We start from the raw sequence: 11,675 nt of genomic DNA on the forward strand, positions 1-11,675 counted from the left end.
AGTTCATTTTCTCCTTCAAACTAGAACTCATTATAAATAAAGGTTCCCTGGCTCTGACCAAGGTAACTAAAAAAATAAAGTAAACCAAGTAAGATTACAAAATATAGGACGGTCTGTCCCAAAAACATATACAATTTTCTGTGTTTTCCCATCGTTAGTGTGTTCAATTTTCTATGATTTTTCAAAAAAGCTATGCAACTATGCATTTACTATCTTATCTTCCTAACATTTTACCACTTTATCAACCTTTTTTTCAACTGTTTACCATAACTTAAAAGTTCGTTTTAGCTTATTTTAAGACAAGTTAAAATATTAATAAAAATTGTTTTCAAAAATCTCTTTTCCTCGAAATCCTGACACCCATTATCATACATTAAACAATTAAAGAGATGGCAGCAAACACACGACTCCCCCTTTGGGCATTTTTATGCTAAAATAGTAGCTATGGATAAAATTATTAAAACAATATCAGAAAGTGGTTCTTTTCGTGCTTTCGTTCTTGATAGCACGGAAACCGTCCGCACTGCTCAAGAAAAACATCAAACCCAAGCCAGTTCAACTGTCGCACTTGGTCGTACCCTTATCGCTAGCCAAATTCTCGCAGCCAATGAAAAAGGAAATACCAAGCTAACGATTAAAGTTCTTGGAACGAGCTATCTCGGTGCCATCATCACGGTTGCAGATACCAAGGGAAATGTCAAAGGCTATGTACAAAATCCAGGTGTTGACATTAAAAAGACTGCAACTGGTGAAGTCCTTGTCGGACCTTTTGTCGGAAATGGTCAATTTCTCGTTATCACAGACTACGGTACTGGAAATCCCTACAACTCCATGACTCCTCTCATCTCTGGGGAGATCGGTGAAGACTTGGCCTATTACCTGACAGAAAGCCAACAAACTCCTTCAGCAGTCGGCCTCAATGTCCTTTTAGACAAAGACGACAAGGTCGAAGTTGCCGGTGGTTTTCTTCTCCAAGTTTTGCCAGGAGCCAAGGAAGAGGAGATTGCTCGCTTTGAGAAACGTATCCAAGAAATGCCAGCTATCTCGACACTTCTGGAAAGCGACGACCATATCGAAGCTCTCCTCAAGGCTATCTACGGTGACGAATCCTACAAACGCCTATCTGAAGAAGAAATCCGTTTCCAATGTGACTGCAGCAAAGACCGCTTTTTAAACGTTCTTGCCAGCCTTCCAAATTCAGACCTGGAGGAAATGAAAGAGGAAGACCACGGAGCAGAAATCACTTGTCAATTCTGCCAAACTACTTACAACTTTGATGAAAACGACCTGGAGGAACTCATTCGTGACAAATCTTAATACACCCTTTATGATTGGCAATGTTGAGATTCCCAATCGTACCGTTTTAGCTCCCATGGCTGGTGTAACTAACTCAGCCTTTCGTACCATCGCAAAAGAGCTCGGTGCAGGACTCGTTGTCATGGAAATGGTCTCTGACAAGGGAATCCAATACAATAACGAAAAAACTCTACACATGCTTCATATCGATGAAGGCGAAAACCCAGTTTCTATCCAACTTTTTGGTAGCGATGAAGACAGCCTCGCACGCGCAGCAGAATTCATCCAAGAAAATACTAAGACCGATATCGTCGATATCAACATGGGCTGCCCAGTTAACAAAATCGTGAAGAATGAAGCTGGCGCTATGTGGCTCAAGGACCCAGACAAGATCTACTCTATCATCAACAAGGTCCAATCTGTCCTTGATATCCCCCTCACCGTCAAAATGCGTACGGGATGGTCTGATGCATCCCTAGCCGTGGAGAATGCCCTCGCTGCTGAAGCTGCTGGTGTCTCTGCCCTCGCTATGCATGGCCGTACCCGAGAACAAATGTATACTGGTCACGCTGACCTTGAGACCTTGCACGACGTAGCCCAAGCCCTAACCAAGATTCCATTTATCGCCAACGGTGACATCCGTACGGTCCAAGAAGCCAAACAGCGTATCGAAGAAGTCGGGGCTGACGCTGTTATGATTGGTCGCGCAGCCATGGGAAATCCCTACCTCTTCAACCAGATCAATCACTACTTTGAAACAGGAGAAATTCTTCCTGATTTGACCTTTGAAGACAAGATGAAAATCGCCTACGAACACTTGAAACGCTTGATTAACCTCAAAGGAGAAAACGTCGCAGTTCGTGAATTCCGTGGACTCGCTCCTCACTACCTTCGGGGAACATCTGGTGCAGCCAAACTTCGTGGAGCCATTTCCCAAGCTAGCACCCTAGCAGAAATTGAAGCCCTCTTACAACTAGACAAAGCTTAATACACAAAAAACCGTAACTTACTTGAAGTTTACGGTTTTTTTATCCAAGGAAATCCTAGATACTATTATTGAATCAAGGCAACACTCGAAACTTTACCATCCGCACCTGTTGTAATTTGGATGATTTTTCCTCCACCGATTTTGGCATTATACTTGCCATCATCAAGAGTGTAAGAGTACCCTCTGATAGAATAGCTTTCTTTCTTTCCATCTGCAGTTTCTACTGTGAATTGCCCCCCTGATGAAACCGTAATCGTTTCGCCATTCGCTCCCTTCCAGTTGCCTGCAGCTGCTGAGAAGTCACCATCCACCATGGTTAAAACTCCCTTGTAGCGTTTGTTGTGTTCTGCTTGCTTGTCTTGAAGTTTGCGGTCAGTTGTCGGGTCATAGCTTGACTGGTTAGACTGGGCTTGAGAACCTTGCTGAGTTGACGGAGCCTGAGAAGGGGCTGGTTGACTAGGAGTTGCTTGTTCTTGTCTTGATTCAGGAGCTGGTTTCGCTTGTGATTGATCTGCTGTTGTAGAAGACTGGTCAGAAGATGCTGGAGCTTTTTCAGATGAAGCTGAACTTGAAGATTTTTGAGTCTTGCTTTCTTTGTTAGAAGAAGCTGCCTTAGAACTTGATGATTGGCTTGTCTTGGCAGAGCTGCTGGTTTGAGTGGTTTCGTTTTTATTTCCACAAGCTCCCAGTAGCAAGGTAGAAGCCAATACAGTCGCTGCCATCAATTTGATATAGGTTTTCTTTTTCATATTTCTACTCCTTTGTAACATTTTTGAAATGTTAAGAAATCTTTTTGTAATATAATTGTAACATTAGGCCTTGAATCTGTCAACTATTTAGAGAAACTATTTTAAAAATTGTTTTCTCTACTATTTCTATTCGTAATCGAAACGAAAAAATAGAAAAATTTCCTAGATTAGAGTCATATTTTTTGCATCACTCTTGTGTACTCGCTTGCATTGGACTACAATACTATTGAAATAGGATATAGAAGGTAGGGGGTAGATTCTTATGGCAAACAAGTATTTCAAGTATCTTCCTTGGTTGATTTTGAGAGCTATTAGCTCTTAACAAAAAGCCTCTTACTATTCGCGAACTGCATTTGATGTATTCTATCTGACAATGATCTTTATGATCGTCTATATTGTCTTGTTATTTTTGCATGAGAACTATCTCAAGTATCGATACAAAGACTTCTTTACTCACATGTTGAGCCATTCTAAGAAAGATAGCCATTCATAAAAACAGTCACAACAGAAAAGCAATCTAATAAGGACAAACAAAGAGATCGGGATTTTGGTCCCAACCTCTTTATTTCAATCGATATGTTTTTCTTGGTTTCTTTTTAGGCACTCGTTTGAGTCCAACTTCTTCTACATATTCCCCATATTTTACGAGGAAATTATTGCTGACGATGGGACGACCGGGATTGATGAGATTAACCAGTTCAGTCCCTTCGTAGACAGTGAACTCCTCCTCCAGGAGATAGAGGAAAGTTGGGTTCCAGTCGAGACGGCCTTGGATTCGTTTGATGGACTCTTGGATAATAGCATAATGGTCAAAGGCGAAGGCTTGCTCCTCCAACTCTACTCCCTCAAGGAAGCATTTGCCTGTCTGAAAATCGACATCTACGAAAACGACATCCTTGGCATCGTCTCCTGCTTGAACAAGGTCTAATGCGCGACTAGGCAAATAAACCAAGTGGGCGATGGTCACCGTCCAGCCTCGTGGATCACGACCGGGAGTCGATACAGTCATCAATTGCTCGATTTTTTCTAAAGGAAGATCGAGATTGACTTCTTCTCTCACCTCGCGCTGACAGGCATGTGCAGCATCCTCTCCCTTATCCATAAAGCCTCCAACCAGAGCCAAACAGTTTTGATAAGGGTGAGCCTTGCGACGGATCAGCAAGAGCTTGATCTTTCCTTCGACAAAGCAGTAAGCCACCATATCTACTGTCACACTTGGTTTTTCATATTGAGGGAGTTCCTGCTTGTAGTACCAGCCTAAAAACTCCTCCTGATTGGCATGGATTTCATAATATTCTTTTTCCGTCATCCCTGCTGGAATCTTCGTGTCTCCCATTTTAAGCCTCCTTTCGAACCGCCTTGGTCCATTGGTACCATCCCACTAGACTGTTGAGTGTGTAAACCCAGTACATACCTTGGATATGGATATTTTCACCCCACCAGAGGTAGATACTAAAGAGATTGGTTGCAATCCAGAAAATCCATTGCTCACGATAGAGACGTGTCATCAAGAGCTGACCAACACCATTGGTCGCATCGGTAACACTATCACGGAAAGGGCGAGCACTATGGATACTTTGATAAGCCAAACCCATGCCAATCCAGATAATAGCAGTCAAGGCCAAGTACTTGAGCCAGTCAAGAACAGATAATTTCTTGGCTTCAAAGTGGGATTCTTCTGGTTTTCCTTGGTCATTGATACGATTGGACAACCAAGCATAGAGACCAATCGGCTGCATGACAAAGAAGTAAACGGTCGTCAAGACTTCACCATAAAAAGTCGCATTCATAGCCAAAATTAAATAAATAGCTGAGTTAATAGCCCCAAAGAGATAATTGCTTGCACGCCCTTCTGCTACCAAGATAACACAGACAATCCCAGTCCAAGATGCAAACAAGCTCAGCCAGTCATGGCTTTCTGTATTTTGCGTGAACTCTAAGATTAAGGGAACACTTGACAAGGCGATGAGGTATAACCACTGGAAAAGGCTACGACCAACAAAGAGATCTTTCCAGAGCAAGCGCATGGTTCCTGCAAAACCAATCTTGCGGGCTTCCGCATGGACATTTTTAAAGTTTTCGATAAATTGTGTGATTTTTTCAGTTAGTTTTTTCATAATTTTCTCCTAATCTGCTTGGTAAATGGCATCAATAGCCAGTTTTGCTGCTTCATAATTGCCTAGGTAACCCTCAGCTAGATAAACTAGTGGAATGTTGGTTAAATATCGCTCTCTCATCTGGTCCAAATGCTGGGAAAAACTATGACGAATATGGTCTTCTGCCATTGTCATATCTCTAAACCCGTCATTGACATAGGAGCCAACAGGCTGCACAAAGAGAATCAAGTCCCATTTTTCCTTGGCCAAGATAGAGGCAAAGAGATTGTCAAAGGTTTCTCCTGATAAGTCCCCTTGGTCCTCAGTCTCCATGTAATAGTCATAGTAGCCCTTGGTTACCAATGAATTGGTATCAGCTATCACTAGGCCTCGATTGGCATTACTATCGATTAACTTAGAGGTTTGGTCATACTGTCCCAACAGGAGATAGTAGTAATCCTTTGGAGTCAATTCATCGTCGCGGACATTGTTTTTGATCTGGTACTCACGCGCGTATTCCAGACTAACGGGCGCATCGTAATACCTAGCCAAATCCTTTGCTAAAGTAGTCTTCCCATTGCTGGCACTTCCCATAATCAAGACTTTCTTTGTAAACTGACGTCGGAAGGGTTGAGCGATGTATTTCCAATATTTGCTTGGATTTTCTCGAATCATAGTCGCTGAGATACCAAACTTTCTTTCTTGCAAGACGGTGCCAAATCCACGTTTAGATAGCTCTTGCTGGTAGTCACATTCTCCTACAAAAAAGATCAGTTCTTGCTGGGCTTCATCATAGGAAATCTCCGATAACATCTGATCCAACCACTCCTGCCAGCCCATAGGGTAACGGGGAAGGTTGGTCTCATCTAACTTGCAGACAGAGGTCAACTCATCGTCACGAAAAGCCTCTCTGATATAGCGAAATCTTTTTTGAAGAGTTAAGCCTATCTGCTCCCCTCTGTCTCCCTCATAGCCTGAAACGACTACCCAGACCTGATCACACTGACGCTTTGCTCGCTGGATTAAATCGATATGCCCCTGATGGAGAGGGGCAAAGGTCCCAAATACGACTGCTGTTTTCTTTTTCATACATGCTCGCCTTTTTATAATTTTTTATATTTTTATTTTTCTATGTTTTTATTATATCTTATATTTTCGTTTTGTCAATAGTTTTTTATTATTTTTTATAAAAAGATGATGAAAAAAATCAGGATTGCTCCTGATTCTCCATTTTTAAGCAATATCAAATTTCAATTGTCCAGCTTTTACACCGATTTTGAGAGTCTTGCCTGCTACTAGTTCTCCCTTGAGGAGGAGCTCAGCTAGCTTGTCCTCCACTTCTGTTTGCAGGGTTCTGCGAAGTGGACGGGCTCCCATTTCTGGATTGTAACCGTGACTAGCTAGCAACTTCAGTGCCGAAGCTTGTAGTTTCAAATCGATGCCCTTCTCTGCGAGGCTAGCAATCAATGGTTTAACCATGATCTTGACAATTTCCTGCATGTGGTCGCTATCCAAGCTGTGGAAGACCACCTTTTCATCAATACGGTTGATAAACTCTGGTCGATAAGCTTTTTTCAACTCTTCGAAGATTCGTTTTTCCATATTTTCCTGGTCAAAACGAATGTCTTTCGCGCCAAAGCCGACAGTCTTGTCATCACGAAGAGCCGTCGCACCAAGGTTTGACGTCATGATGATAATGGTATTTGAAAAGTCAACCTTACGACCCTTGCTATCTGTCAAGACACCGTCGTCCAAGACTTGCAAGAGGACATTGAAGATATCTGGATGGGCCTTCTCTACCTCGTCAAAGAGGAGCACTGAGTATGGTTTGTTGCGAACCTTCTCGGTCAACTCCCCACCTTCTTCGTAGCCCACATAGCCCGGAGGAGCTCCATTGAGACGGCTAGCCGCAAATTTCTCCATATATTCACTCATATCAAAGCGGATAAGGGCTGATTCGTCATCAAAGAGGACTTCTGCCAGAGCTTTTGCCAATTCGGTCTTACCGACACCCGTCGGCCCTAGGAACATAAAGGAGCCAATCGGACGCTTGTGACTGCGAATACCTGACTGATTGCGACGAATCGCACGGCTAATACTTGAAACAGCTTGATCTTGACCGATGACACGTTTGTGCAGTTCCGCTTCGAGGTTAAGGTACTTCTTAGCATCTGTTTGCGTCAGCTTTTGGACTGGGATACCTGACAAACGACTCAAGGTGGTCAAAATATCAGATTCTGTCACCAAGTCTTTATAGACAGGCAATTCTTGTTCTTTTGCGATTAGCTGGCCTGCTTGTTTCCACTTGCCATCCATCAAGGCCTTGTCAGCTGGGCTCAAGTCGGATTCGTCCATTCTCACATGCTTGGATTTGTTTTGCACTGTTGCTGCCGCCTCATCCAAGAGGTCGATAGCAGAGTCTGGCAAGTGACGACTGGTCAAATAACGATGCGCCATCTTAACTGCTGTTTCGACAGCTTCATCTGTGATTTGCACACGATGATGTTTCTCATAAGTCGCCTTCAAACCTTGCAAAATGGTCATGCTGTCAGCTAAACTTGGCTCTTCAATCGTCACTTTTGCAAAACGACGAGAAAGGGCTGCATCTTTTTCGATGTGTTTTTGGTACTCTTCCTGAGTGGTTGCACCAACCGTTCTCAAAGTTCCACGTGCCAAGGCTGGCTTCAAGATATTGGCCGCATCCAAAGTCGAGTCAATACCGCTCCCAGATCCCATAATGGTGTGGAGTTCATCGATAAAGAGGATTACTTTGCCATCTTCTTCGATATCCTTGATGATATTGTTCATACGCTCTTCAAAATCTCCACGGAAACGTGTCCCCGCAACAACATTCATCAAATCAAGCTCTAGAACGCGCATCTTGGCCATTTCCGCAGGTACATCTCCACTAGCAATACGCTGGGCAAGTCCAAGTGCCAGAGCTGTTTTCCCGACACCAGCATCTCCAACCAAGACAGGATTGTTCTTGGTCTTCCGACTCAAAATCTGAATCATACGTGAGATTTCTTTGTCACGATCGATAACTGGCTCTAACTTGCCAGAGCGCGCTTGCTCCGTCAGATCATGCGTGTAGTCCTCCAGACCACCACTTGGATTCTGAGGCATGCCCATCATATTAGCCATGGAATTTTGCTTGTCTGCTACCGTGCGATGGCGCTGACGCAAAGCCTTAAGGTCTTCTCTTGTCCAACCAGCACGTTCTTCTAAATTGCGACGAAGAGCAGCAATTCTGACCTGATCTTTCTTGTCTTCATAAGAAAAACCAGCCCTCTCCAAGATACGAGTCGCCAAAGCATTGCCGTCATGCAAAATCGCATAGAGGACATGCTCTGTCCCTAGCACCTTTGCGTGGACCACTGAGGCCACATACTCTGCTTCTGCAAAGAGAACCTCCAAACGATGGGAAAAAGGCAATTCCGTAAAGGTTTCGTCTTGGCTATAGTCCGTTTCAGTCAGTTCCAACGCAACCTCTTCTAAACGGTCCATCTCGTATGGATAATCATTTAGAGTTGCACCTGCCACACTATAACTGTGATTGGACATGGCAATCAATAAATGCCAAGACTCTAGATAACGAGCTCCAAAATGGCTCGCAACCATGTAGGCACTTTCGATACATTCATTCAATGCTTTTGAATAGTTCATCTTACTTCTCTTTTCTATCTACCTCTTGTAATAGCTGTCGGAGCATATTGGCACGGACAGCTGAGGATTCTTCCCCTAGGACACGATCTGTTGCTACTGAAGTCAGCAAGGTCATCTCTTGCTTGGTCATCAAGTCCTGCTCCACCAAAAGTTGGAGAATATCCTCGTAAATCTCCTGACTAACTCGCTCACCAATTGAGTAAAGCAAATCGCGGAGCATCTCATGATGACTGGAAAACTCAATCCGCCCTATGCGAATGTAGCCTCCGCCACCACGCTTGCTCTCAACCAAGTAACCTCTGCTTGCAGTAAAACGTGTCTTGATGACATAGTTGATCTGACTCGGTACAACCTGAAAGGTATCTGCCAACTGGCTCCGCTGCAATTCCACGATACCAGACTGGTCTAAAATCGCCTTAATATAGGCTTCGATATGATCTGATGTATTTTTAAATCTCATAGTAAATCAAACTCCTTCTTTGAACCTTGACTATCTTTGACTATACTATCATTTCACAAGAAATAAGTCAAATTTTTAGGGCTAAGCCCTTGAAAATACTGACTTTCTTTAAAAACATTTAGGCATTAAATCGCCTTAGTTTTTCTTGAAAGTTCCTAAAAAAGTTCACAAAAAAGAGCCCTAAAAAGGGCGTAATATTGATGAGTTCAGCAGGCAAGAAACTAGCATGATCAAACGTGCTTTTTACTATGTCTCCATTTTCCTTAGTAAAGGAAACCTATTCCACCAACAACTCTAATTTTCTCTTAACTTTTAAAATTGTCTCCCAACTCATTCTGTTTTTCTTTTAGTATTTTCTGTTCCTCTTTAATTTCTTCTCGATATTTATCTACAGATTTTTCAAAAATTAAATAACCTATAAATAATAATGTCGGAGTTAAAACTGTTCCCACTACGTTTTCAAATCTTTTTTCATCTAATCCTAATGACTTTGCAATATCAGGACTAAAGTAAATTATAAATCCTGATACTATAGCAATTGCAATAAATGCAAAGGAGACAACTGATGTTCCATTTTCTCTCCGTAATTTCTTCAGTCTGCTTAACATGTCGTACACTCTTTCTATTGCTTTACAAAAAGGACGCTGATAAAGGATAATCTTCACCAACTCCCTATTTTTCTACTTATCTAATCCCAATTCTGCTAATATTTGTCGTTTGTAGGCAATTTTTTGGACGTCCTTGTCCTCGTCTTCAGACCAATCTAGTTTAATTTCTGAAACAATCTGCCCAGGGCGATTGTTCAAGATATAGATGCGGTCGCTGAGATTGAGGGCCTCCTCGATACTGTGGGTAATAATCAAGGTTGTCAGTTGCAACTGTTTGTGAATTTCCCGATACCAAGCATGGAGCTCCATCTTGGTCATTTCATCCAAGGCGCTGAAAGCCTCATCCAAGAGAAAGAGCTTGTGTCCGAAAAGGTAGGTACGGAGCAAGGCCACACGTTGCCGCATCCCACCACTGAGTTCATGAGGATACTTATCCCGTACAGCTGTCAACTGGAAGGTCGCAAGAATTTCATCCGCTCGGGCAATAGCTTCAGCCTTATTAACCTTTTGGATCAAGAGGGGCAGGATGATATTGCCAAGCACCGTCTTGTGCTCCAAGAGTAAATCCTTTTGTAACATATAACTCACGCGCCCCTTGGGATTTTCCTCGCCATCAAGGATAATTCGTCCAGACTGGACCTCTAAAATCCCTGCGATTAGATTAAAGAGGGTAGTTTTTCCAACACCACTGGGACCTAGGATAGAAACCACTTCACCTGACGTCACCTGCAGGTTGATGTCCTCTAAAATCCTTTCCTCGCCATAGGCATAGCTTACGTGTTCTAGTCTAATTTCTGTCATTATTTTACAAATTCGTTGGTGAAGCCCTTGTCTGTCAAGTCTTCTTTGAGGATACCATTTTCTTTATCCCATTTGTAGAAAGCATTCCAACGGTCTGCGTCAAATTGTCCCCATTTTTCCTTGTCGCTTGCGTATTCTTTCGACAAGTATTTTTGAGATTCGATGACAAAGTCACGTTTTTCCTTGAGTTCAGGTGCATTCTTGATGAGAATATCTGCAGCTTCTTCTGGGTGTTCCATAGCGTATTGGTAGCCTTTTTTAATAGCTTGGATGACTTTGCGAGCTTCTTCTTTGTTGTCTTTTAGATAGTCGTTGTTAGCGATGATAACGGGTGAGTAGTAGTCAAACTCCTTGACATAGTCTTTCAAGTACATGAAGTTAGCGTCTACGCCTTGAGATTTAGCAAGGATACCATCCCAACCGTAGTAAATCCAAGCAGTATCAAAGACGCCATTGGCAATCGGTGTGATGGAGTTTGAGTCGTTGTTTGGTACTTTTTCGACCTTCTCAAAGTCTCCGCCTTGTGATTCTACCAAGGTTTTCAACATAGCAAGTTCAGTTGGGTCATTCCAAGTACCGTATTTCTTGCCAACCAAGTCCTTTGGACTGGTGACATTGTCAGATTTACGAGAAATGATTCCTGATGTATTGTGCTCAACGATAGCGGCAACGGCAGTAATGCCTGCTCCTTTTTCCAATTTCTTAGCCATGTAGTCTTGGAAATAGATAGCAAATGGCGCTTTGCCATTAATCACCAAGTCAGATGAGCTTTCTTCAGGTGGCAATTTCAAATCAACATCTACTCCAGCTTCTTTGAAATAACCTTTTTCCTTGGCAACATAAAGCCCTGTGTGGTTGGTATTTGGCGTCCAGTCTAGGATAAAGTCAATCTTTTTGACTTCTGCTTCTTTGTTGTCCTTAGAAGCAGTTCCTTGGCCACAAGCTACCAACACGACAGCTACAAAAGCCGTTACAAGCGTTAAAAACACTTTCCATGTTTTCTTCATTTTT

Annotated in this window: 12 protein-coding genes and 1 pseudogene; 3 read left to right on the forward strand and 10 right to left on the reverse strand. The window is 42.7% G+C overall.

Annotation, left to right across the window (positions count from 1 at the left end; translation table 11 throughout):
• Nucleotides 1-20: 20 nt before the first annotated feature.
• Nucleotides 21-152 (reverse strand): teichoic acid D-Ala incorporation-associated protein DltX, encoded by a 132-nt coding sequence (locus B7709_RS05060; protein WP_025168981.1) that lies wholly within the window; start codon nucleotides 150-152, stop codon nucleotides 21-23.
• 292 nt (nucleotides 153-444) lie between these two features.
• Between B7709_RS05060 and hslO the strand changes: the two genes are divergently transcribed.
• Nucleotides 445-1,317 carry an Hsp33 family molecular chaperone HslO gene (hslO, locus tag B7709_RS05065; protein ID WP_084971964.1) on the forward strand — a complete coding sequence of 291 codons (873 nt, stop codon included), beginning with the start codon at nucleotides 445-447 and terminating at the stop codon, nucleotides 1,315-1,317.
• Nucleotides 1,304-2,284 (forward strand): tRNA dihydrouridine synthase DusB, encoded by a 981-nt coding sequence (gene dusB, locus B7709_RS05070; protein ID WP_162279159.1) that lies wholly within the window; start codon nucleotides 1,304-1,306, stop codon nucleotides 2,282-2,284. Before hslO ends, dusB begins: the two co-directional genes overlap by 14 nt.
• Nucleotides 2,285-2,349: 65 nt before the next feature.
• On the opposite strand, the gene B7709_RS05075 is transcribed toward dusB, so the two are convergent.
• Nucleotides 2,350-3,033 (reverse strand): hypothetical protein, encoded by a 684-nt coding sequence (locus B7709_RS05075; protein WP_084971966.1) that lies wholly within the window; start codon nucleotides 3,031-3,033, stop codon nucleotides 2,350-2,352.
• A gap of 262 nt (nucleotides 3,034-3,295) precedes the next feature.
• Here B7709_RS05075 and B7709_RS10255 point away from each other — a divergent pair.
• Nucleotides 3,296-3,526: pseudogene (locus B7709_RS10255) on the forward strand (hypothetical protein).
• Nucleotides 3,527-3,595: 69 nt separating this feature from the next.
• Here B7709_RS10255 and B7709_RS05085 read toward each other — a convergent pair.
• From B7709_RS05085 to B7709_RS05120, 8 genes are all read right to left on the reverse strand, one after another.
• The gene (locus tag B7709_RS05085) at nucleotides 3,596-4,369 is read right to left on the reverse strand and encodes an NUDIX domain-containing protein (protein ID WP_084971967.1); all 774 of its coding nucleotides are present in this window, start codon (nucleotides 4,367-4,369) and stop codon (nucleotides 3,596-3,598) included.
• Between the two features lies 1 nt (nucleotide 4,370).
• On the reverse strand, nucleotides 4,371-5,150 hold the full coding sequence (gene pnuC, locus B7709_RS05090; RefSeq protein ID WP_084971968.1) for a nicotinamide riboside transporter PnuC: 780 nt from the start codon (nucleotides 5,148-5,150) through the stop codon (nucleotides 4,371-4,373).
• 9 nt (nucleotides 5,151-5,159) lie between these two features.
• Nucleotides 5,160-6,218 carry an AAA family ATPase gene (locus B7709_RS05095; RefSeq protein ID WP_084971969.1) on the reverse strand — a complete coding sequence of 353 codons (1,059 nt, stop codon included), beginning with the start codon at nucleotides 6,216-6,218 and terminating at the stop codon, nucleotides 5,160-5,162.
• A gap of 144 nt (nucleotides 6,219-6,362) precedes the next feature.
• On the reverse strand, nucleotides 6,363-8,795 hold the full coding sequence (locus B7709_RS05100) for an ATP-dependent Clp protease ATP-binding subunit (RefSeq protein ID WP_084971970.1): 2,433 nt from the start codon (nucleotides 8,793-8,795) through the stop codon (nucleotides 6,363-6,365).
• Nucleotide 8,796: 1 nt separating this feature from the next.
• Nucleotides 8,797-9,255, reverse strand: coding sequence for a CtsR family transcriptional regulator (locus B7709_RS05105; protein WP_084971971.1), 459 nt, complete (start codon nucleotides 9,253-9,255; stop codon nucleotides 8,797-8,799).
• A 305-nt stretch (nucleotides 9,256-9,560) separates the two neighbouring features.
• A complete protein-coding gene (locus tag B7709_RS05110) occupies nucleotides 9,561-9,863 on the reverse strand; it encodes a hypothetical protein (RefSeq protein ID WP_061418687.1) in 303 nt (100 codons plus the stop codon).
• A 72-nt stretch (nucleotides 9,864-9,935) separates the two neighbouring features.
• A complete protein-coding gene (locus B7709_RS05115; protein WP_084971972.1) occupies nucleotides 9,936-10,664 on the reverse strand; it encodes an ABC transporter ATP-binding protein in 729 nt (242 codons plus the stop codon).
• Complete coding sequence (locus B7709_RS05120) at nucleotides 10,664-11,671, reverse strand: ABC transporter substrate-binding protein (protein WP_084971973.1); 1,008 nt, start codon at nucleotides 11,669-11,671, stop codon at nucleotides 10,664-10,666. The genes B7709_RS05115 and B7709_RS05120 overlap by 1 nt, the downstream gene beginning before the upstream one ends.
• Nucleotides 11,672-11,675: the final 4 nt, after the last annotated feature.

It is taken from the genome of Streptococcus oralis subsp. dentisani (genome assembly GCF_002096335.1).
In the GTDB taxonomy this organism is placed as follows: domain Bacteria; phylum Bacillota; class Bacilli; order Lactobacillales; family Streptococcaceae; genus Streptococcus; species Streptococcus oralis_Z.